This is a genomic window from Dyadobacter jiangsuensis, from assembly GCF_003014695.1.
GTDB lineage: Bacteria > Bacteroidota > Bacteroidia > Cytophagales > Spirosomataceae > Dyadobacter > Dyadobacter jiangsuensis.
The window spans coordinates 401,338-424,812 of sequence record NZ_PYAS01000004.1 but is presented as its reverse complement, the minus strand read 5'-3'; the positions used below and the strand labels follow the sequence as shown (position 1 = coordinate 424,812).

The following is a 23,475-nucleotide window of genomic DNA, read 5'->3' as shown; positions in this document are numbered from 1 at the left end:
TGATTAATACGAATAAAATGAAATTGAGATATAACAAATTCGTGACTGCGCTGGCATTTACCGCCGGTTTGCAGCTCATGTCCTGCTCCGACAGCTTCCTGGACGTAAAACCCAAAGGGCTGAACCTCGAAGCGAACTATTACCGCAACCAGGAAGAGGCGTTCAACGGCCTCGTGGCGGCTTACGACGTGGTAGGCTGGCAGGGTAACGGCTACGTTTCTACCATTGCGACCATGAACGCTGCCTCCGACGACCATTATGCGGGCGGCGGCGGTCCGAGCGACATCATGGATTTCCAGGTCATTTCCAACTATACCCTAAACCCAACCACCGGACCACAGGGAGAATTATGGAGAAAAGGCTTTTCGGGCGTTTTCCGTACGAATGCCATTCTCGAAAAACTCCCTGCGGTGCCGATGGATGAAACCCTTAAAAAGCGCTACACGGCCGAAGCCAAATTCCTGCGCGGGTATTTCTACTTCGAGCTGGTAAGGCTGTTCAGGAATGTGCCGCTTTTCACGCGCACGATTTCTACCCAGGAAATGTACGATGTGCTGCAAGCCTCTCCGGCGGAGGTTTACGCACAAATCGAGAAAGATTTGTCGGAAGCGATTGTTGATCTGCCGGTTACCATTAACGTGGCTACCGAGGGAGGACGCGTCGGACAAGGCGCGGCACATGCTATTCTGGGGAAAGCGTATTTGTATCAAAACAAATTCGCCCAGGCGGCGCAGGAGCTGGCTAAGGTAAACGGCACCCCGGGCGGCAACAATGCCTATGGCTACAAGCTGCTTGCCAATTTCGGCGACTTGTTCAAAACCAAAAACAAGTTTAACAGCGAGTCTATTTTTGAGCTTTCGTATACCAACACCTCTGCCGGTGGATGGAGCTGCGTGTCGTGTACCGAGGGCAATGTGATGAACATCATTACCGGCCCGCGCGGCTACAACCGTAAGTCGGACACCGCGCCGGACTACGTTTCGGGATGGAGCTTCCTGCCCGTCACACCTTCGCTGTTTGAAGCGATCCATTTCGATCCGCGCTACAAAGCAACCATCGCCAACCTCGACAGCCTCGAAAAAGCGGGCGCCGTGAGCTATGAGAAGGGTTATATGAATACGGGCTATTTCCTCGAAAAATTCGCAGGACGGCAATCCGACCGCTGGACCGGCGCCGGTGCTCCCGAGCTGAACTTCCCGCAGAACATGTACGATACCCGCCTGGCCGATACCTATTTGCTGGAAGCGGAAGCCCTCGTACGCGGTGCAGGCGACCTCACCCGCGCGGCTGCCCTCCTGAATGCGGTACGCGCCCGTGTGGGGCTGAAACCCGTAGCGGCAACATTTGAAAACATCAAAAAAGAACGCCGCCTGGAACTCGCGGGCGAAGGCCATCGCTGGATGGACCTCGTGCGCTGGGGCGATGCGGCGGCCGTGCTCGGACCGAAAGGTTTTGTGGCTGGCAAGCACGAAATTCTTCCGATTCCCTTGCTGGAACTGGAAAACACGAAAATCGAGCAGAGTAAAGAATGGGGCGGAACAAGGTAGCGAGTCCCGTACCCAGATCAGAAAGGCTTGGAGCGTTGCTCTAAGCCTTTTCTTTTGACTCGTCGATATGAAAACCGAGAAAGAAATTGAACATATTCACCTCGGTAGGCAGCTGCAATTTCTTCCGCAACCGGTAGCGGCTCACCTCCACCCCTCTCAGCGAAATATTCATCAGCTGGGCGATTTCCTTGCTGGACAGGTTCATGCGCAAATAAGCACTCATTTTCAACTCATTGGCCGTCAGGTTAGGATATTTTTCTTTCAATGCAATGAGAAAATTGCTGTGGACGCTATCGAAATGCTTGGAGAACTGGCCCCAGTCCTTATCGACCTTGTTTTCATCGGCCACGACCTTGATCATCTTTTTCAGGTCGTCGTTAATCTTATCATCCTCAGCACTTTTGGTGATTTTAACCAGGTCCGTTTTGAGTTTGGATAACAGTTCGGCCTTTTGCACCAAATGCATGGCTGATGTAGCCAGATCGGTGTTTTTATGCAGGATTTCGGTTTCCAGCTTCTCGTTTTTGAGTTTGATAATCTCCTTTTCGCTTTTTTCAAGTTCCAGCTGATGCAGGTATTGCAGGCGTTTCTGTTCTTCCAAATGTTTTTGCTGCTGTTGCAGGAAGCGCTTTTCCTGCCACTTGTAAAACAGCCACGCGAGACCCAGTACCAGCAATCCATATCCCAAATATGCCCAGATCGTCTGGTACCAGGGCGGCAGGATCACGAACGAGTACCCGGCTATTTCCGATTCGCTGCCAAAGTTATTGCGCGCCTTTACTTTGAACGTGTAATGACCCGGCGGCAAATGGGTATACTCCTTCGAGCTGCGCGCCGACCAGTTCGACCAGTTGCTGTCGAATCCTTCCAGAAAATAGGCATACTCGATGCTGGACTGCTGGCTGAACAATGTTGAAGAAAACTCAAATCCTACCGAATTCAAGCGGTTGGCGACACGGGGCACCTGATCATCCGATTGGTTTTTCACCTCATTCACTTCCCCGAAATACCCGCCAAAAAGCAGCGAATCCGTACCGAACGAGCGCATCGCGCTGATCTGCACGTTGATATGGCTCTTGTTCTGTTTGTATTTTTTGTAATTGATGTGGTAAATGCCCTTCTCGCCGCCTATGAGGATATTTTCTTCATTTAAAGGGTGAATGTATTCAAAACCCGACACCATTTTGTGATTGATCTCCGGAAGGAAGATGATCTTCGGGCCGCCGCCGCTCATGTCCACCACGCCCAGCTCCTTCCCGCGCACAAACCAGACGTTACCCGCGTGATCTTCTTTCAGATAGCGCACGCCGAGGTTCTGAAAAATGCCATTATAATAGGCGGAAGCACCGAACCGGTCCCCGGCCGCATTGTATTCGTAAATGCCCTTTTCCGTAGCGACAAGGATCTTGTTTTTAACCTTGTATACATAATTGTTGTTCAGTGAAAGCGGCAGTCCATCCCTGTGCGTATACAGGCGCGCACGCGATTTGCCGTCGTCGGACAGCGTCACCTTGTACACGCCGCGGTAGGGATGCGACGTCCAGATCACATTTTCCTCGCGGGCATCCGCGCACAGGAAGCGGGAGGCTACATCAAAGCCCGCAACAGCCCCGGAGGGCCGGAAGGTATTCCCGTCATATTCCAGAAAATTGATTCCGTTGTAATTCCCGACAGCAACTTTTTTAACCGGATAAATCCGCGAGAGCGGCAAAAAGCCCCAAAAGCCGTTTCGCTTTTCAATCGGCCGGGCCTGGTTACCCTCCACCTCGAAAATACCCTCGTGGTGCGCCATCAGCAGTCGCCCGTTGATCTCGGAAAGCCCCCAAACCTGTCCACGCGAATGCTCCACGTAAGTAAATGTGCCCTTGACGTAGCTCAGATCGTTGAACTGCCCCACCGGCACCGAATACAACCCATTGGAAGTACCGACATACAGCTTGTCCCTGTAAATCAATGAGGCATAACCCGCTTCGTCTTTGGTCGCGGCGGGGTACATGGTTTTAATGGCGTTATCGTAAGCAATGAAGTCGATGCCGTTGTCGAGCCCCAGCCACAGGTTTTTGTCCTGATCACGGAAAACGCTCAGCACATTATTGTTCTGTAAACCATCGGCCCGGGCGAAGCGGTGCACGAACTCCCCTTCGTTGGTGACGATGTAACACCCGCCCAAACTCGTAGCAAGTGCGATCAGCTTATCGTTCACGCGCGTCGCTGCATAAATCCGCTCGCTTTTAACCTGATCGATAAATGCGGATTGCAGCCGTATAGCACGATCGCCGGAGAGCCGGAAGAGTCCCGCGTCCATGGTAACCAGCAAGGATGTTGCCTTATCTACGGGCAACAATCCCGTGGTAAGGTATTCCAAAGGCAACTCGCCTGTCGTGATCCAGGGAATCCAGCGGCCGTTGTCATACCGCAGCAAGCCGCTGTCCGCATCCTGCGCCACGGTAATACCATTGCAAACGCCCAGGAAGCGCCAGTGCGAACCGCCGTTGAAAACACTCACGACATTATCTTCATATACAAAAATGCGGTTGCTGGCTCTGAAAAACACACTTCCGTTGAGTACGGCTACATTCCAGATATCGGCAAAGCCACGGTCGCGCTCGTGTACGAGGTTGCGCAGGGAAACATAATGCAAAACCCCTCGGTCGTCGGGTGTAAAGTAGCCGAATTCGTTCTCGCCGCCAATGTAAATGCGGTTGTCGGCACCAATTTCCAGTGACCGAACCTTCGTTTTATTCGGTAATGGATACGTCCGCCAGTAAATGCCGTCGAAAGTGAGCAGGCCTTCGTTGTTGGCAAAATACATCATGCCATTCCGGCCCTGCCGAATCGCCCAGTTCTGGGTTCCGGCGTGGTAGGTTTGTTTGGAATAGTTAACTACCTCGGGCAAGCCGATGGTGTTCTGTGCACGCAGCTCCCGGCCAAACAGCATAAGCAAAAGCAGAACGGCTACCCGTATCATATTCCGGCATTGTAGTACATCGATGAGAGGATTGACGTAGTCGGGAACTGCGCCAGGGTATCTATTTTGCAATTTTTATCGGGTTGTTGTAGTAATGTAGTAGCTCGCGATGCACGTTCTTGTGCAGGCTGCCCTACATTTGAACTCGCAATATATTACATTATTTTCAGTGTATTTCAACATAAATGGTTACACTGCTTTGTCGTTCACATATCTGTCCCAATGCCGCATGAAAATCCTTACTTCTAAACCCATTCTGCTCGCCTGCATTTGCTTGCTGACATCCCTGATCGCATCCGGCCAATCGAAGAAAGTCGACTTCTGGCTGACCAATCTGGACAAGTCGGCCCTGTTTCGGCACGAGCCTGCTATGCCTCTTCAAAAGTTGGACAAAAGCAAAGCGATCGAAACGCCGGTCGTGAGTATCAATGGGAAGAAAAAATTCCAGGAGATCGATGGTTTCGGCTTTACGCTCACTGGCGGAAGCGCGCAGCATTTGATGGGCATGAGCAAAACGGCCCGCACGGCGTTGTTGAAAGAACTCTTTTCAACCGCCGGTAGTGGAATCGGGATGGCGTACCTGCGCGTGAGCATCGCGGCATCCGACCTGAACGAAAAAGTGTTCTCCTACGACGACCTTCCGCAAGGCCAGACCGACCCCGAAATGCGCCATTTCGACCTCGGTCCCGATCGCAACGATGTGCTACCCATTTTAAAAGAGCTATTGGCCATTAACCCAAAACTGAAAATCCTCGGCTCGCCCTGGTCGCCGCCGGTTTGGATGAAGGACAATGGCGACACCCGCGGCGGAAGCCTCAAACCGGAGTGGTACGATGCCTATGCCCGATATTTTGTGCGCTACATTCAGGATATGCAAAAAGAAGGGGTTCGCATCGACGCCATTACCGTGCAGAACGAGCCTCTACACCCCGGCAACAACCCCAGCTTGCTGATGCTCGCCAAGGATCAGGCCATTTTTGTTAAAAACCATTTGGGACCTGCATTTGAAAAGGCCAAAATCGATACCAAGATCATCGTTTACGACCATAATGCCGATAAACCCGAATACCCGATCACGATCCTGGACGATCCGGAGGCCAAAAAGTATGTGAATGGCTCCGCATTTCACCTCTACGGCGGCACCATCGATGCCTTATCGAAAGTCCATGACGCACATCCCGACAGGCACCTCTATTTTACCGAACAATGGATGGGCGCGCCCGGAAATTTTGAAAAAGATTTTCCAAATCATATTAAAAACCTCACAATAGGCGCCACGCGAAACTGGGCTCGTACTGTACTGGAATGGAACCTGACCAGCAACCCGCAAAACCGCCCCTTCACCGACCGCGGCGGCTGCGACCGCTGCCTGGGCGGCGTCACGATCGACGGCGACAATGTCACCCGCAATGCTGCCTATTATGTCGTCGCGCATGCGTCGAAATTCGTGCTCCCTGGTTCGGTGCGGATCGATTCGGGTACGAACGCCAGTATCGGCAAAAGCCCCGATGAAAAGTTGCTAAATGTGGCGTTTTTAAGACCCGACGGCAAAAAGGTATTGATCGTCATGAACGATTCGGACGCGGAAAAGAAATTCACGATTCAGGATGGAGCGAATTTTGTGGTAACCCGTTTGAAAGCGGGATCGGTTGGGACGTTTGTCTGGTAGAGTCGCCGGGGGACGTTTTTCGCGCAAATTAGTTGTTGTTGCATCCCTGACGGTTTGCATTACGGTCTATTTGCTACCAATATTACATCGCTACGCGATTTGACGACTCGCATGAATGCCGTTAGGCATGTAATATTGGTAGCATCTCAGGCGTAATCGATGCCGAAAATGCCGTCAGGCATGTAACAACTGCTGAAATGCGGCTGTTATCAGCCTGCTATGCGTCGCTAAAATGGTACCTCGCGCGAACGCCCGCGAAAATCGATTAATTCAACCTTTTTCAATCCGTCCCGCAGTAGCACCACATTGCGGCTCGACTGCGATAAATAGCCCGAACCGTAAGCTAATTCAATGCGCCTTTTGCTTCCGTTTCCATAAGTCGCTTCGAGTATAGCGTCTTGCAGCATTGGTTTGATGTAAGCCATTTTCTGCCCGCCATCGCCAGCGAATGCCAGCAAGGGCGCATTGTTTTGCGCCGCCAACACTAGCGAGCTGCCGTTTGCCAGCCGCAAATACGCCATTCCCTTGGCATCGCCGGGCACAAAAATGCCACTCCGCGCGGCAGTCAATGGTTTGAAACCACCTTTGCCATCACCTTGCATCAGTAGCCCGTTCAGCCCATCCAGCCGCCCGCTGATGGACTCGGTAGCATGGCTGTTACCTGATAGCAGCAGGTCCAGATGGCCGTCGTGGTCGAAATCTTCGGCCAGCAAGCCGTAAACCGGGCCCATTTGAGCCGCCGGTGGCAGGTATTTCAACGCAAACTTGCCGCCTCCCCTGTTTTCCAGCATCACCGATTGCATAGTCTCGCACACCAGTTGACGGGCATCTTGAAGCTCCTCCGGTTTGAAAACGTCGATGATTTTGGCTTTGGAATAGTCGGCATAGTAGACAAACCGCTTTTTGAGAAAATTCATCTGGCTGGTCATTTCGTCGCGCGGGTGCACCGGGTACAAGTCATCGCCGATGTAGCGGGCTAATACCGGATCCATTGTTCCGCTTTTGTCAAAATCCTTGGCCAGCAGCGTCAGGGGCTTGTCGACAGAAGGTTTTCCTTCGCTGTTGAGGCCTACGTTGCCCAACACGTAATCGATGTCTCCATCCTCATCGAAGTCGCCGGAAACGATGCTATTCCACCAGCCGGTCGTATTTTTCAGGCCAGTCTGCGCGCTCACATTAACCAGTTTTCCCTGGTTATTTTTATAAAAAACAATAGGCATCCATTCGCCGGCAACGATCAGATCTACCCAGCCGTCCCGGTCGAAATCAGTCCATAATGCGGTGGTTACCATGCCTATGCCCTGGATTTCCGGGCAAATCTGCTGCGTTACTTCCGCAAACTTGCCACCGTCATTCCTGAGTAGGTAACTTTCGCCGGGCATTGGATAGGCACCGGGAGAAAGCCTGCTTCCTATGAAAAGATCGAGGTCGCCGTCGCGGTCAAAATCGGCCGCATTTACCGTGGAACCGCTGGCAGCGAGTGGCGGCAACGCGTCGGCGTTTAACTTAAAATGGCCTTTCCCATCATTCATATACAGCCGATCCTGGTAATAACGGGAACCGGCTTCAAACTCATTGCTCCCACTCACCACATACAAATCCTGGTCACCATCCCCATCGGCATCGAAGAAAAGCGAGCCCATATCCTCTTCGTATTTTTGCCCGGCTACCAACGCTCCCGAAGTGAAGTGCTGCTGCTTATCCTGGACAAAAACACGGCCTGACTGATTGAATGCCCCGCCTACGTAAAAATCATCGAGGCCATCGCCATTCACATCCGCCACCGCAATCCCGGGGCCGTTTTGGGACAGTAAATGAGGTAACAGCGGCTGTATTTTGAAATCAATGTAGAGATCATCTTTATGCTGAAAATCAATGCCTCCACTTTTCAAGGCGGTAAACCAAGGAGCATTTACTGCCGATGCCGGGTAGTTCGCAGAAGCACTACCTGCTGCTTTTGTATGATCCAGTTCGAGTATTTGGTCCGCTTTAACCTGCTTCAATACCTGAATTCGGGCATCGGGCCAGACGATCGTCAGACTGTCAATTTGCGCAGCATTACCAAGGCCGAAATGCTCACGGTTCGGTTCGGTCGTCGATTGGTAACCGCGGTAAGGTGAATGCTCGGCATATTGCTTGCCTTTGGCGGTCCAAACCCAGATTTTCGCGCCAAAACCATCCCGGTTCAGGGCCGGGCCTTTCAGTTTGACCGTCAGCGAATGCTGGTCAGGCTTCCGGTCCGAATGGTTTTCATACAAAAACGCTTCCCGGTCGATGTTATTCATCGCTACGTCCAGGTCGCCGTCGTTGTCGAAGTCGGCATAAACGGCCCCGTTCGAAAATGAAGGAATATCAAAGCCCCATTCGGCCGATTTGTTGGCGAATGTAAGGTCGTGATTGTTGGAAAAAAGGTAATTGGGGACGTGGGCACTTTCCACTTTTTTCAGTGCTTCGGCTAACTTGCGACTGTCACCGCTGCCTGAGCGCATTTGCATTTCGTACTCAGCCATGCGGTAAATCACAAAATCCCGGTTGGTAATGTCCTTGGGGTATCCGTTGGTGATCATCAGGTCGCGGAAACCGTCGTTGTCGTAGTCGGCAAACAATGCGCCCCAGCTCCAATCCGTCGCTTCCACCCCAGCATATCGCCCTATTTCGCTGAATGCGGGCCGGTGTTGCCCCGGGATCATACCCTCGTTATGCTGCAATGTATTCCGCATGAATTGCGGCTCGTAACCCATTCTCAGCTCCGACAAATGCCGGTCATAGTTCATCAGCCCGAACATATTCTTGCGGCGCACCGGGTCTTCGGGCAACATATCCACGGTAATGAAGTCGACGAGCCCATCGTTGTCGATGTCTGCCGCGTCGTTCCCCATCGCCGAGTAGCTCTGATGTTTGAAATAAGAGGCTATTTCATTTTTAAACGTACCGTTTCGCTGGTTAATGTAAAGCAGGTCATTGGACACATAATCATTTGAAATGTAGATATCCGGCCAGCCATCGCTGTTCACGTCGGTAACCGCAATGCCCAGGCCGTAACCTTCTTCCAGAATGCCCGACTCCCTCGAAACGTCCGTGAATGTGCCATTTCCATTATTGCGAAAAAGGCGGTCGGCGTTGGCCGACGAGCCGTCGCTGACCTTCGCTCGGATGTTGTTCGGCCCTCGCATATTCATCACGTTCGTGACCAGATAAGCGTCCAGGTCTCCGTCGTGGTCGTAATCGAAGAATGCGGCCTGCGTGGTATTGCCGCTGTAATCGAGCCCGTAGGCTTTGGCCTCCTCTTTAAATGTGTTGTTTTTCTGATTGATGAAGAGCAGGTTGGATAGCTTACCAGCCTGCGCGGGACCTGCGCGGCAAACGTAAATATCCAGAAAGCCGTCCACATTGATATCCACCATCGCCACACCCCTTGCCCAGCCTTCGGGTATTTCGATACCCGATTTTGTGGTAATATCCTCAAATTCAATTCGCTGATCCTTGCTTTTGTTGACATACAACTTGCTCTCGGTCATATTGCCGGTGAAAAACAAGTCGGTAAGGCCGTCGTTGTTGATATCACCCGCACCTACCCCACCGCCATTGTAGAAATATTCGTAGGTGAGAATGTTGAGCTGGTCGTCCTCATGGAGCCGGTTGTTAAAATGAACGCCGGTTTCATCCGGCGAAAGCAATTCAAACAGCTTTTGATCGTCTTTTTTGGGAGTACAGGCTCCGATCAGGCAGGCAATGCAAATAAACAGAATTAGCGGGCGGGTCATGGGCGAATACATTTACTGCTTTCCGTCGGCGTGGATTTTGGTAAAAAACCGGACTTCATACAGCTCCTGGTTTTTTCCGGGAAGGTAAGGCTTCTGCGCCTTTTTCAATATCAAATGCTCATCCGAGAGTTTCACGATCTGAAACCCGCTCAGCCGGTGGCCCGTCGAATCGGTATATACGAGCGAATCGGCGCTCAGGAGCTGGTAACGGTAGGTCTTAAACTTCTCTTTCTTGCGCTCGGTCATCACGCCATCTGCACCATATTCGAATGTCGACCAATGCTCATCGAATGCATTATTGGTAAAACTAAACCCATTCACAAAGTTGCTGATCGAATCCGTGCGCCACACGCCGGTGAGCGCGTGCTCGCGGGTTTGGCAAGCGAATGCAGCATAGAGTAGAACGATGACGATCAGGAAAGAGCGTACTGTGGTCATTGATAGTCAGGAATGGTCATTGGTAGTCAGGAATGGTCATTGATAGTCAGGAGCGGTCAGGAACTGTAAATAAATTACTTCAATAAATGACAATTCCTGACCCACTGACTATTCATTCAATCATTAATAATTACTATTCTGCTTCAAAACCCCATTACTCAAATCCACCTCACGCTGCGGAAGCGGGAAATAGTAATGCTTGGGTTTGATGAAATTACGGCTTGGCTTGAACGGCCCGCGGGCGATTTTGTAATGTGCTGCGATGTCGATCAGCCCTGCTTTATCCCAACGCATCAAATCCTGGTGACGCTCGTTTTCGCCTGCGAGCTCCACGCGGCGCTCGTGCATGATGTCGGTCATTTTCGCACCGGTTTTAGCAGCCAGTCCGGCGCGTTTCCGTACGGCATTGAGCTCGGTATCCCCACTTTGACCGGAACGGATCTTCGCCTCGGCCACCAACAGATACACGTCTGCCGAGCGGAGGAAAGGCGCATTCAGGCTTTGGCTCATGTCGCCGGCGTCGGTAAAGCTGGTATACTTGCGGAATGAGTAGCCGGTTACGCGGGTCATATTAGCCGCGAAAGTAGTGGTACCTGCCGAACCGCGGGTAACCTTATCACCGGGACTGTAAATGGAGTAAGAGCGGCGCGGGTCACCTTTTTCAAACTCCTGCACGAGGTCTTCGATCGGCTCGTGGAAGCCCCAACCGCCAAATGCCTGCGGCGTGTGGTAGAAGGTTGGCGAGTTGTCGGTCGTCCAGCCGGTTTCGTATTGCAGCGAGAACAGGATTTCCGGGTTATTCTCGGTCACGAGCTGGAAGTTTTCGTCATAATTGGAAGCCAGCTTGTAAGCCGCATTTCCAATCACTTTCTGTCCCGATTCGATCGCCTTCGCCCAGTTTTCCTGGTACACATACAATTTCGCCAGAAAACCATTCGCAGAGCCCTGCGTTACCCGGCCCGACTGTGCATCGTCATAGCTCACGGGCAGCAGCGCAGCCGCCTTCTGAAAATCCGATTCAGCCTGCGCACGTACCTCGGCGAGGGTGGCTTTCGGTTTATTATAGTTGTTTTTCAGCGCGTCGTCTTCGAGGATAATAGGCACTTCGCCGTAAATCAGCGAAAGGCGCCAGTACACGAATCCGCGGAGGAAATATGCCTCGCCCATGCTGCGGTTACGCAATGCCTCGTCCATCGTCACTTTCGGAGCGTTGATCAGCACCGCATTCGCGCGCGAGATCACCTCATATTTGGTCGACCACGTGGCCAGAATGTGCGAATTGGCTGCATCGAAGGTGAACATTTCGAGCGAGGTCTCGTCGGAGTGGTCGCCGGCGCGGTTCATGTCGTCCGAGCAGTTGTCGAAGGTATATTCGGTGTGGGCAAAGCCGTCTTCGTTCAGCAACGGGGCATAAATGGCGTTGGTAGCAGCTACCACGTCATCGCCATTGCGCCAGAATTGCTGAGAGGTAACCTGTCCGTAAGGGGTGCTGTCGAGCAGGTCGTCGTTACAACTGGTTGCGGCCATCAGGAAAAGCCATCCGGCCATTACATATATCTTTTTCATATCGGGTTCTCTTTGGGAGCTGGTGTGGGTTGGGATTAAAAGGACAAAGTTGCGCCGATCGTCCAGGTGCGTGCCTGCGGATACTGCGCATAGTCGACATTCAGCTGATTGTACAATCCTGCTGCCTTGTCTCCTCCTACATAACCCAACTCGGGGTTCAGACCAGTATATTTGGTCAGCGTAAACACGTTCTGTCCGGTGATGTAAATCCGCGCCTGGGTCAGTTTCACTTTCTCGATCACGGTTTTAGGGATGGTATAACCCAATGTGAAGTTTTTCAAGCGGAAGAAGTCTCCTTTCTCGATAAAGAGATCCGAAGGACGGAAGTTGCGGTTCGGGTTATCAATGCTCAGGCGCGGCACGGTGTTGCTGGTACCGGCACCATTCCAGCGCTCATTGGCTTCCTGGTACAAGTTGAAAGAATAGCTTGCATCCAGACCCTGCATACGGTCGGCATTGAAGATCGAAACGCCGCCTACGCCTACGAAGAACAGATTAAAATCAAATCCTTTGTAGTTCAAACCTGCATTCAGACCGTAGTTGATCTTTGGCTGCGGGCTTCCGATAATCGTCCGGTCCTTGTCGTCAACAATGCCGTCGCCATTCAAATCCAGGAAGCGGACGTCGCCCGGGTGAATTTGGCCATTCGTTTTGCGCGAATCGTTGGCAATGTTAGGGTCGCCATCGATCTCAGCCTGGCTTTGGTACAGGCCATTGGTCTTATAGCCGTAGAACGTGCCGTAAGGATTGTTCTCATAAGTGCGCACGATCTCCTGTTGCCCGCGCCCGTACAGCTGCGATGCAAGGAAGCCGCCGGGCGTAGCGAGTTGCGTAATGCGGTTTTTGATCAATGTTGCGTTGCCGCTCAGGTTCAGGGTCAAGTCGCCGAATGAATGACGGTAAGACGCCTCGATTTCCACCCCTTTGTTGCGCAACTGACCGATATTCTGATCAGGAATAATAGAAGTACCAATCGTTCCGACAGACGGCGGCGCCAGCAGCATTTTCTTGGTATCCTTGATGAAGTAATTGACTGACAAATACAGCGCATTCTTCCAAAGCCCTGCTTCTACACCGAAATTGCTCATTTCGGCAGTCTCCCAACCTATTTGCAGGTTAGCCAGACGGCTTTGTGCAGCGCCCGAGATTGGATTTTGCGTGCCGCCGGCGCCCAGCGCATAACGGTATGACGAGTTGATCAGCGCCAGGTATTGCAATGAGTTCACGTTCTGGTTGCCGAGCTGTCCCCAGCCGCCCGTTAGCTTGAAGTTGCTAAACACCGGCAATGCATTCTTGAAGAAATCTTCCTCCGAAAGTCTCCATCCCAATGAGAATGCCGGGAAATAGCCCCAGCGGTTACCCGGTGCGAATTTGGACGAACCATCGGAACGGAAAGTCGCCGTAAGCAAATAGCGGTCCATGAACGAGTAGTTGGCGCGACCAAACCACGAAGCCAGCGCGTCGTAGCTGCGGTTACCGTCTTCGCCCGCCACCGATACGATCGTTCCCGCATATTGCAGGTAGCGCAGCGTAGGATCCTCGCTTGCAAAATCGCGGCCGCGCTGCCGGGAAGAAATGCTATTGAATGTCTGGGAAGTATAACCGCCCACGAGGTTCAGGCTGTGCGCACCGAACTTCTTGTCATAAGAAAGGAAATACTCCTGCAAAAACGACCAGTATTTACCATGGGTCAAATCCAGCTGGTTGTAGGAATTGGTACGGAACTGATCGTTGATTTTTACTTCAAAATTCGTGCTTTCTGAAAAAGTGGCGTCCATTGCCAGGTTCGCACGCAATTTCAGGCCCTTCAACAATTCCAGCTCGCCGGTGAGGCTACCCAAAATGCGGTTGCGGATATTGTTCTGATCCTGCGTATCGACCGTAAAAATGGGGTTGTTAATATCCCCGAATGCTCCGATACCCTTGGTTGAGCTGTAAGAACCATCGGCATTGCGGATCGGAAGACCCGGGTGAAAGCGGATGGCGCTCCAGAGCAAACCGGTTTGCGAAGAAGTCGTGTTGGGCGAGGTATTGTGCGTATTCGTGAATTGCAGGTTCTGTCCTATTTTCAGCCTCGATCCGATCTTGTGATCCGAGTTGACGCGGAATGTGTATCGCGTATAATACGATTTGCCGATAATACCCTTTTCATTATAGTAGCCGCCCGAAATCGAGAACGACGAATACTTGCCGCCACCGCGGATCGCCGCGTCGTAGTTCTGGGTAACGCCTTGTTTGAGCAGCGCATCCTGCCAGTTGGTTTTCTGGGTTTGGTACTGGGCATCTTCCCAAATCGGAGGCACAGGCAAGCCGTCGTTTTTGTACGCTTCACGTTTCAATGCCGCCAAATCCGGAGCTTCCAGCATATCAAGGGTTTTGATGCGGTTGCTGATACCGGCATAGCCATTCAATGTTACACTGATCGGGTTATCGAAAGTGCCGCGCTTGGTCGTGATAATCACCACACCGTTTGCCGCACGCGTTCCATAGATAGCTGACGCAGAAGCATCTTTCAGGATTTCGATAGATTCGATATCGTTCGGGTTCACGTCGTTCATCGAACCGGCAGGAACGCCGTCGATGACCACCAACGGGTCGGCGTTGTTCACCGTACCAAAACCGCGGATCTGGATCGTACCCGCATCACCCGGCGCACCGCCGTTACGGATCACATTCACACCCGCCGCACGGCCCTGCAATGCCTGCTGCGCACCACCCGATGGAAGGTTTTGAAAATCAGAACCTTTAACCGACGATACTGCACCTGTTACATCCTTTTTTTCCTGCGTTCCATAACCCACTACCACCACTTCTTTTAATGCGCTCACATCAGGAGCCATTGTAATATTGATGACGGAGCTGTTGGCCACTAACGCGTCCTGGCTCACGTAGCCTATGAACGAAAAACGGAGTGTGGCGCCATTATCCGGCACAGCAAGCTGATACTGACCGTTCTGATCGGAAGTAGTACCTTGCTGGCTACCTACAATGAGGATATTTACGCCCGGCAGGCCGTCGCCCTTTTCGTCCACTACCTTTCCGGTAATCGTCCGATCGGCTATAATGCCCGCGGTTCTGGCGCTAAAGGGCGTTGCGCTTTGCGGGTCGTTCTTTTTTCTCAGCAATATCCTCGAATTACCCACTACCTCGTAAGACACATTGAGGGGCGTGAGCAGCTGGTCGAGCACACGGTTCAGCGAACCCTGAAGCTGCTTCGCCGCCACTGTGCTCCTGCCCTGGATACTGCCCGAGCTGTATACGAATTTGACGTCGGCCTGTTTTTCAATCTGGCGCAATACCTGCCTGATTTCCAACGATTCGACTTTCAGTGAAATCTCTTTGTTCAGCAACTCCTGGCTATAAACGCCGTGCGCCATGGAGATCCCGCAGCATATCAAAGCAAGCAAAAGTTGTTTAGCGGTAGTACTCATGACTTTGTAAACAACCCTTTTGTAGGGTATTTTTTTATGCATAATTTTAAAGGTTTTTGTGAACTGAACAACTCAAAAACAAACAGTATCCTTCTGCCAGGAAGGGTATTCAAAACGGCCGGACATGTTAGCGCATGGCCGGCTTGCTTTTTCTTTTTCCATCAGTTACCGCATCCTTCGCCTGAAATAAACAGCGAAGCACCGCGGCGCTCATATTCGACATTCACCGCCTTGCAGATCAAGTCAAGCTGATCGAACATCGGCAGTTCATTAAGGTCTCCTGTGAAAAGGCAATTCCGCAGGACGTCGCCCTCTACGACAATATCAATACCATAGGTCTTTTCCAGCAATGCCAGTACTTCCGCGGCGGGTATTTCGGCAAACTCAAACCGCGTGCCCGCCTCGGCACGTTTCACGGCCACCGGGTTTTTCACAATGCCCAGCTCCATTTTCCGCGATTCCTTATCGAATACCACCTTCTGATTCGGCGTCAGAATGAAACCGTTCTTACTGGACGTCTTCTTGTCGGAAGTCTCGTACACCGAAACGCGCCCAGTAGCCACCTGCACTTCGATCGAGCCGGCGCCGTCATAGGATTTTACATTAAAACTCGTTCCCAAAACCTGTGTAGCCAGGTTCTCCGTCGAAACAATAAACGGCTTGGTCACATCTCTTTTTACCTGGAAAAATGCCTCACCGTGCAGGTAAACCGTTCTTTTACGTTCTCCGAAATGCTCGGGATAGCTGATCCGGCTGTTGGGTTGCAGGATTACCACGCTCCCATCCTCCAAAGTAAGCCGCTGGGGCTTGTGTGAGGTATTGCTTACCGCAAAACCTTCGCCATCATCGTTCCAGGTCCATAATGAGCTCAATGCGGGAAAATAGGCAGTCCGTTTCGGGGCATTATACAAGAATACCCCCACCAGCAATGCTACCGATGCAGCAGCAGCCGCCCACCAGCCTATTCTCACGGGCTTTCTGGTCGTATTCGCCAGCAGCTTTTGCCGGATACGCTGGCCTATCTCGTCTTTTTCCGACAGCAGTATTTCGGAATCGTCCGCGGGATTTTTCCTCAGGTATTGCTCGACCTGCAAGTCCTCTTCCGCCGAGGTTTCCCCGGCTATATATCTCTCGATCAGTTTCTCGTAGTTATCAGATGTCATTTGCGGAGGCGTGTATAGGTTTTAGTTGCTGGAATAATACATCCAGAGATTTTCTCTTAATGCTTTCAATGATTTGGTAATATGGTATTCCACGGCTTTTTCGGAAATATTCAGCTCCTCGGCAATGTCTTTCACCGGACGGTTCTCAAACCGGCTCAGCTGGAACACCCGGCTGGTCTTCTCCGGCAGCTTGCGCATCACCTCGTCCACCGCCCGTGAAAGATCCGAAAACTGCACGATCTCGTCCGTCGAATAGGTTTCCTGAATTTTGTTCAGGATCAGGTATTCCTGATAGCGCCGCCAGGTGATCTGCGATTTGATAAAATTGGTCACCCGGTATTTCATCGATATCACCAGGTATGTTGCCAGGTTCCGTATTTCGGTATCCGACCGTTTGTTCCACAAGCTCTCGAATATATCATGCACCAGTTCCTCCGACTCCTCCCGGGATCCTACCTGATGATAGGAAATGCAGAACAGTTTATACCAGTAACGGTCGTAGATCTCCTCGAAAGCACGCTTGTTGCCTTCGCGAAGCTGCGTCACCAGCTGTTCATCAGTTAGAAATTTAGTCATGAGGGTGCTCCTTTACTCGGATCTGTATGTATAGTCAAACAACTTCCGTCAATCCCTAAAACGATTTGTCATTTTCTTTAGAAAAATTATTTCAGCAGGAATTGCCGAAACTCCGAATCGATCTGAAACTCGGTCACACCGTACGCGAGCATGCGCTCGCAATCCCGTTTTGCGTCGGCCATCATGTCTGCCGATTTGCGGTAATGGTATTTATTGATCGCCGCCACAACGCGGATGTTATGTTTCCGTGCCCACGCCACGTCCTCACGCGTGAGGCTGGCAGGCCTTTCGAACAGATAATAATGATCCGGCCGATAGCCCGGCTTTTTCATGTTTTCCTCTAACTGCTTCCGGGAGCAGCTTAGCCGTACTTTTCCTGTAAAAAATCCGGTAGACTCGTCGGTACCGATCATGATGGCCGACTCCCGAAGATGGTACCGGTCCAGCAGGACGGTCAGCCCGGAGAACAGGGCAGTGTCCAACCCGGCGATCTTGTTGTCGAGCATAACGGCCATTTTATTTTCAGCACAAAACCTGAACACATCTTCAAGGAGCATGGGATGATTTCCGTCCAGCCTGCTGGTCAACGCCCGGGCTTCCGCCCAGCTCGTCTCCGTCACCTTCCGCAGATCGCCATAGAACCGGTTGAAATCAGCATCGTGGTTGGCGATCAAAACACCGTCGGCCGTTACACGCATATCGGTTTCGACCATCTTGTAGCCCTGACGGGCAGCTTCCCGCAGCGCCGGCAGTCCATTTTCCGTAAAAGTGCTATCCACTACCCCGCCCCGGTGAGCTATCAGACCGATTGCCTTCCCCTGGCCGTATACGTCGGCGGAGTACATTACCGGAACAAAGGCGAGCATCAGCGAGAAAAGTTGCTTCATGGGAGATTTTTTTGAGATTGCAAAGGTACCACCGGAGTGGCTTCCGAAAACACCCTTAACAATAACATAAAGTCTGCAAAAACGGGCTAATCAGAGCGCGATTTACCGATTGATAATTCGCACCAGCCTCTCATTCAGCAACTTTGGGAAGGTCAATTTTAGGTATTTGATTTGTAACAGTCAGCCTGATCTGCTATACACATCACAGGCTGCTGCACACACAGTTCGGTAAGCACTATGCACACACTTGCTTCATGGTTTTGTAAATAAAAAAGGGCCGCAAGGCCCTTTTTTATGAAAGTCAGTGAAGTCAGAATTTAGATCAAAGTCTCTGCCATTTGCAGGAAAATCGCTCTTTTGTAGTATTCGGGGTCATATTTAACGAGTACTTGCGTGCCTTTGCGGAGGGAGTCGTATTTGGCAAAAGGAAGAACCTCCCGCATCTCCGTTACAAAATCATTACCAGCTTTTGGTTGTACCTGCACCTGTACCTGAAACTCAGGCAGGTTGTTGAGGTATTCGCCCGTCGGCCGGATAGCCAGAACGGTAGCGTTCGCCTGAACGCCTTGTTTGAGAATCTTCTTCTTTCTCTCTTCTGCGATCCGCCTGCGGATAGACGATAAAGTCCAAAAAGCTACCATGCAGACCAGAACAAGTGTAGCGCCGATTTCCCTGTTATTAAATTCCACAGCTAAATTTTAGTTAAGAGTGTGATGCCCAAAAATAATGGATTAACTCTAAAAAAAGTACCATTTCATTTATTCAACGGTCGATCTTGTGATCAAAAGGCAAAAGTCATTTGTTTGAGCCAAGTATTTCTCGGTAAAAATCAATTCAGGTGAGGCGATTCCGCTCCCGGGCGAAGTAGGACAAAGGGTTGCTTTAACAGGATTTTTTTATAAAATTTATTAAAATAATTATTAATATCATAATGGCATGATTTTCCTGCGTCCCAAAACCTATTGATCAACAACTTATTCACCATGTCAATGGAAATCAAATCCAACCACTCGACCGGAAACCGACCTGAAGGAGATCGTATCCTGGATGCGCCTTATGTTTTCAGCGATATTCCTACCTACCTTGAACAGCTCAGATCGGAGAAATCATGGGTAAAAAATGACCGGAACGCAATCACCGTCTACAAATCAGACAAAATCACGATCGTGATCGCCATTCTCAAATCGGGTGCGATGGTCAACGACCATTCGATAGATGAGGCGCTTACCTTCCAGGTGCTGGCCGGGGAACTGAAAGTCGAAACCGAAGGGCGGGTATTTTACACCACAGCCGGCCAGATGATGTCCTTCCACGCGCACCTCGCCCACTCGATCAAGGCGATGGCGGATTCTGAAATACTGATTACGACATACAAAGTATAACGAGGTATTATGCAAGAGGCCGGCGATTTGCCGGCCTCTTGCATTTTGCTGATGAACTGTAACTGATTTTAATGATAAGCATTTTCGGCATCGCGAAGCCGCTTGATCGTATCATGGCCGCTTTTCAGCGTAGCCTTCTGACGGGTAATCAGTGCGCGAAGTTCTGGCGTCAGCTCATCGGATTCGAGCGCCGAGTTATATGCCTTCTGAGCTGCATCCTCGCCGAATTCCGAACTTTCCAATGACGTTTTTCGGCCATCGCTGCTGAATGCAGCCCGGACGTCTATCCACACTCTGTACAATTTACCCGATACCATGGTCCCCGTGGCAGGCTCACCGCCCAATGCGGTAACCTCGCTACTCAGTTCGACCACATTGTCGCGGCTATGATTTGCCAGGCTGTTGTAAACCGAACGAAGGTCGGTGTCACTGGTCTCCGTTTCGTCGTAAGCCTTTTCGTAGCCCACGATGCGATCATTGTTGATGAGGATCAGGTCGTTCAATGTTTCTATGATTGCTGCATTTGCCATGATTATTCATGATTAGTGATGCGGCATTGATAAAAACTATTGTTCCAAACCGCTCCCAGGCAGCCAGGCCGGTGTATCCCTGCGATTTGTGGATGTTTTTGCGCCGTATATGCAGGTAATCAGCCGCTTGCTAACTCAGGTAAGTTATTTTTCGCTCAATTTTCTGCGCACCTTGCTCAGGAACTCCGGAGAAAAGCCGAGATATGACGCAATGTAGTGCTGCGGCACACGCTGGGGAATGGCTGGATACCGTTCCAGAAAATCAAGATATTTCTCAACGGCGCTGTTGGAGATAGTCCTGAATAGCCGCTCTTGCGTTTGGGCAAGGTTGCGCTGTACCATGAGCCTGAACATCCGTTCGAAACCTGGAACGGTCGCCAGGAGCTTTTCCTTTGTTTCAGGTGTGAGGATAAGCACTTCGCAGTCTTCCAGCGTCTCAATGTAAACGTGGCTGGGGGTCTGGTTATGAAAACTGGTAATATCGCTCACCCACCAGTCTTCCACCGCGAATTGCAGCGTAACCTCAGCACCGGCGCTGTCGATGAAGTAGGTACGAATGCAGCCTTTCAGAATGTAGGCCTCAAACTGACAAACTTCCCCCTGCTGTAAGAGGAAAGTCTTTTTGGAGTATGTTTTGAATTGGAGTAACGAATCGAAAAATTCGAGGTCCTGTGGAGTAAATGGCAAGCACCTCAGTGCGTAGTTGTTAATTTTTTCAAACATCAGGTTAATGGGTTAGCTACCGGCGGTTAGCCACCGACGGTTGGCCACCGGCGATCAGCCGCTGGCCAACGCATGCCGGATCTCAGAATATAACAGTCCGCTGCCGCCCCCGAAGTGACGCAGGCAGACGATCCGCGGGTCGATGGACTGGCAAAGTGATGTGATTCTCTCGCCTGTTTCCTCATCTACACCGACCCCCAAAAGTACTAAATCAACCGAATTTAAGCGAAGTACTTCCTCCGCTTCTTCCAAAGAACCGGCAGGCAAACCATTCCAGAGCTCGTTCTGGTTGATCAACCGGATAATCGTTTCCAGGATTTCGGGATGGTTGGCTACTGCCAGGATATTGATTTGCAACATGTTACCGATCCTTTCAAATTAATATGCTACCACTTCTCAGGAACCTCGATCACGAGCAGAGAACTTTTCTCCACCGCTTTGACAGACACGGTAGATTCCGGCCAGAAACCATAGCCGTCACGCGTCGAAAGCGACTGTCCATTCACCTCCACTTGCCCGTCAATCACAAACACATAAACGCCGTTTCCTCCCTTTTTCAGCTGATATTGAGTTTCAAAACCCGCGTCAAATTCGGCCAGATGGAACCAGGCATCCTGGTTGATCCATACGCCATCGTCACTGGGGTCCGGCGATAGTATTTGCTGAAAACGGTTATGACGGTCGCCGGCAGTATAATCCATCTGGTCGTAGCGAGGCGCAACATTCAGTTTTTTAGGATACAACCATATTTGCAGAAACGTCACCGGCTCGTCCGGGTCTTTGTTGAATTCGGTATGATAAACACCGGTACCGGCACTCATGACCTGAATTTCCCCCCGACGGATCACCGCCACGTTACCTATGCTATCCTGGTGTTCCAGCGTACCTTCCAGCGGGATCGAAATAATCTCCATGTTATCATGCGGGTGGCGTCCGAAACCTTTGCCGCCGTTGACAGTATCGTCGTTTAAAACCCTCAACGCACCAAACTGAATGCGTTGAGGATCATAATTTCCGTGAAAACTGAAAGTCTGTGCACTTTGGAGCCATCCATGGTCGGCGTAAAAGCGCGACGCTGCCGGATGCAGTACGGAATTTTTCATGATTACTTCAAAATCGTGTTGTTCACCAATTGAATTTCCTCGCCTGAAATCGTGTGCGGCCGGCCCGGGTAAATCACCTGATTGACCACCGCATTCATGTCTTCCAGGATTGTCACGCTCTCCTGCACCCGCGACACGGGCACGTGAGGGTCGGGGTTACCAGTCGAAACAAACACCGGCGTCTGTTTGAAATCGCCATTGTAATTGTCGATCTCCAATTCCTTGCCGACCAGCCCGCCTGTAAAAGCAACGATTCCCCCATACTTACGGGCATTGCGCGAGGTATATTCCAGTGTAAGGCAAGCTCCCTGCGAAAAACCGGCGAAATAAATCTGCTCGGCAGGAATTCCCGCGGCCTCAATTTCGGCCACTACGTCCCCTACCAATGCCAGAGCCGAGTCCAATGCAGGCTGATTTTGCGCGACCGGTGCCATGAAACTGTAAGGGTACCAGCTATTATTCGTGGCCTGAGGCGCATAAATCGCAAAATCGCTCAGATTCAAAACCCTTTGAAGGGAAATAATATCAGCGGCAGTCCCACCCCGGCCATGCAGCATAATGATCGCCTTTTTGGCTTGCTGAATGGGAACTCCGCTTGTGATGAATTGTTTGCTATGGGTGTACATGAGTCAATTTTGCATGATTGAATGATTGAATGAGTGAATGATTGAATGATTGAATGAGTGAATGACTGAATAGGATTTCATTCGGTCATTCACTCAGTCAGTCATTCAGTCATTAATTAAGTACCGGCAACACTTTCACGATCTGCTCTCTGCGAGGTTCGTATTGAGGAGGCAGCATTAAGCCTGAACCCAGTTGTTCTACGGTTTCGTCGGTTGCGAAGCCTGGGTTATCACTCGCGATTTCGAATAAAACGCCCCCTGGTTCGCGGAAATAGAGCGAGTAGAAGTAGTTTCTGTCGATTTTATCGGTGATCTGCAAACCTGCATCCAGTACTTTTTTGCGGAACTCCATCAGAATATCATCATTCGCAACACGGAACGCGATGTGGTGAACCGAACCTTTGGCCACGTGACCGGCTCTTTCACCGGGAGCTTCCACCAGGTCGACGATATTGGCATTCTCAACAGCGTCGGTCACAAACCGGAAGCGGTTCACATGCTGCTCGGCCAGGCGGTACCCGAAGATGTCGGTCAATACTTTGGCTGTTTCCTCGATATTGTTGGTCGTGATCGTCACATTGTGGAAGCCGCGGGTCGCATATTCTGCCGCTACTTCCGAAGTTGTCCATGGAATACGGTTGTCGGTGATTTTGGGAACGGTCAATTCAAATTTCAAACCGTCGGGATCCAGGAAGGTCAGGTATTGCTCCCCGAATTTTTCAGCAGGTTTGTTATAAGTGATTTTGTTCGCGTCCAATCTTTTCAACCAGAAATCGAGGCTGCCTTCGGGTACCGAATATCCGATCTCGGTTGCCTGGCGGGTTCCGCGGCGTCCGGCAGGGATCTGATTACCCCATGGGAAGAAAGTCAGGATCGAACCTGGCGTACCATTTTCGTCACCGTAATAAAAGTGGTAGGTATTAGGGTCGTCAAAATTGACGGTTTTTTTCACCATTCTCAGGCCTAATACCCTTGTATAAAAATCGTAGTTGGTTTTGGCGTCGCCAGCGATAGCTGTAATGTGGTGGATGCCGTTGATTGTATTTTCCATTGTCTTGTTCAGTTAAGATGTTTCTTTGTTTTTGATGATACAAAGGTATAT

General features: G+C 51.0%; 18 protein-coding genes. 3 read left to right on the top strand and 15 right to left on the bottom strand.

Annotated elements, in window-relative coordinates:
• The first annotated feature begins 17 nt into the window (after nt 1–17).
• Nucleotides 18–1,547, top strand: a complete 1,530-nt coding sequence (locus CLV60_RS10225) for a RagB/SusD family nutrient uptake outer membrane protein (protein WP_106595459.1) — start codon at nt 18–20, stop codon at nt 1,545–1,547.
• 40 nt (nt 1,548–1,587) lie between these two features.
• Here the strand turns inward: CLV60_RS10225 and CLV60_RS10220 are convergent, their stop codons facing one another.
• On the bottom strand, nt 1,588–4,587 hold the full coding sequence (locus tag CLV60_RS10220) for a triple tyrosine motif-containing protein (RefSeq protein ID WP_146151547.1): 3,000 nt from the start codon (nt 4,585–4,587) through the stop codon (nt 1,588–1,590).
• A gap of 157 nt (nt 4,588–4,744) precedes the next feature.
• On the opposite strand from CLV60_RS10220, the gene CLV60_RS10215 reads away from it, so the two are divergent.
• Nucleotides 4,745–6,184: a glycoside hydrolase family 30 protein gene (locus tag CLV60_RS10215; protein ID WP_106595273.1), complete on the top strand. Its 1,440-nt coding sequence runs from the start codon at nt 4,745–4,747 to the stop codon at nt 6,182–6,184.
• A 227-nt stretch (nt 6,185–6,411) separates the two neighbouring features.
• Here CLV60_RS10215 and CLV60_RS10210 read toward each other — a convergent pair whose 3' ends face one another.
• The 8 genes from CLV60_RS10210 to CLV60_RS10175 form a co-directional block, all read right to left on the bottom strand.
• Nucleotides 6,412–9,948: a VCBS repeat-containing protein gene (locus CLV60_RS10210; protein ID WP_170118757.1), complete on the bottom strand. Its 3,537-nt coding sequence runs from the start codon at nt 9,946–9,948 to the stop codon at nt 6,412–6,414.
• A gap of 12 nt (nt 9,949–9,960) precedes the next feature.
• On the bottom strand, nt 9,961–10,386 hold the full coding sequence (locus CLV60_RS10205; protein ID WP_106595271.1) for a hypothetical protein: 426 nt from the start codon (nt 10,384–10,386) through the stop codon (nt 9,961–9,963).
• 123 nt (nt 10,387–10,509) lie between these two features.
• Nucleotides 10,510–11,952 (bottom strand): RagB/SusD family nutrient uptake outer membrane protein, encoded by a 1,443-nt coding sequence (locus CLV60_RS10200; protein WP_106595270.1) that lies wholly within the window; start codon nt 11,950–11,952, stop codon nt 10,510–10,512.
• A gap of 35 nt (nt 11,953–11,987) precedes the next feature.
• Nucleotides 11,988–15,425, bottom strand: coding sequence for a TonB-dependent receptor (locus CLV60_RS10195; RefSeq protein ID WP_106595269.1), 3,438 nt, complete (start codon nt 15,423–15,425; stop codon nt 11,988–11,990).
• A gap of 119 nt (nt 15,426–15,544) precedes the next feature.
• On the bottom strand, nt 15,545–16,546 hold the full coding sequence (locus CLV60_RS10190; protein ID WP_106595268.1) for a FecR family protein: 1,002 nt from the start codon (nt 16,544–16,546) through the stop codon (nt 15,545–15,547).
• A 21-nt stretch (nt 16,547–16,567) separates the two neighbouring features.
• Nucleotides 16,568–17,122 carry an RNA polymerase sigma factor gene (locus tag CLV60_RS10185; protein ID WP_106595267.1) on the bottom strand — a complete coding sequence of 185 codons (555 nt, stop codon included), beginning with the start codon at nt 17,120–17,122 and terminating at the stop codon, nt 16,568–16,570.
• 86 nt (nt 17,123–17,208) lie between these two features.
• Nucleotides 17,209–18,009, bottom strand: a complete 801-nt coding sequence (locus CLV60_RS10180; RefSeq protein ID WP_106595266.1) for a glycerophosphodiester phosphodiesterase — start codon at nt 18,007–18,009, stop codon at nt 17,209–17,211.
• A gap of 317 nt (nt 18,010–18,326) precedes the next feature.
• Nucleotides 18,327–18,698, bottom strand: coding sequence for a hypothetical protein (locus CLV60_RS10175; RefSeq protein ID WP_106595265.1), 372 nt, complete (start codon nt 18,696–18,698; stop codon nt 18,327–18,329).
• Between the two features lie 300 nt (nt 18,699–18,998).
• On the opposite strand from CLV60_RS10175, the gene CLV60_RS10170 reads away from it, so the two are divergent.
• A complete protein-coding gene (locus CLV60_RS10170) occupies nt 18,999–19,391 on the top strand; it encodes a cupin domain-containing protein (RefSeq protein ID WP_106595264.1) in 393 nt (130 codons plus the stop codon).
• Between the two features lie 68 nt (nt 19,392–19,459).
• Here CLV60_RS10170 and CLV60_RS10165 read toward each other — a convergent pair whose 3' ends face one another.
• From CLV60_RS10165 to CLV60_RS10140, 6 genes are all read right to left on the bottom strand, one after another.
• Entirely contained in the window at nt 19,460–19,921 is a 462-nt protein-coding gene (locus CLV60_RS10165) for a PA2169 family four-helix-bundle protein (RefSeq protein ID WP_229210905.1), read from the bottom strand.
• Between the two features lie 144 nt (nt 19,922–20,065).
• The gene (locus tag CLV60_RS10160; RefSeq protein ID WP_106595262.1) at nt 20,066–20,644 is read right to left on the bottom strand and encodes a Crp/Fnr family transcriptional regulator; all 579 of its coding nucleotides are present in this window, start codon (nt 20,642–20,644) and stop codon (nt 20,066–20,068) included.
• Nucleotides 20,645–20,698: 54 nt separating this feature from the next.
• The gene (locus tag CLV60_RS10155) at nt 20,699–21,004 is read right to left on the bottom strand and encodes a response regulator (protein ID WP_106595261.1); all 306 of its coding nucleotides are present in this window, start codon (nt 21,002–21,004) and stop codon (nt 20,699–20,701) included.
• A gap of 26 nt (nt 21,005–21,030) precedes the next feature.
• Nucleotides 21,031–21,747 carry a pirin family protein gene (locus CLV60_RS10150; RefSeq protein WP_106595260.1) on the bottom strand — a complete coding sequence of 239 codons (717 nt, stop codon included), beginning with the start codon at nt 21,745–21,747 and terminating at the stop codon, nt 21,031–21,033.
• Between the two features lie 2 nt (nt 21,748–21,749).
• Nucleotides 21,750–22,373: an alpha/beta hydrolase gene (locus tag CLV60_RS10145; protein WP_106595259.1), complete on the bottom strand. Its 624-nt coding sequence runs from the start codon at nt 22,371–22,373 to the stop codon at nt 21,750–21,752.
• A 112-nt stretch (nt 22,374–22,485) separates the two neighbouring features.
• Complete coding sequence (locus CLV60_RS10140; protein ID WP_106595258.1) at nt 22,486–23,424, bottom strand: ring-cleaving dioxygenase; 939 nt, start codon at nt 23,422–23,424, stop codon at nt 22,486–22,488.
• Nucleotides 23,425–23,475: the final 51 nt, after the last annotated feature.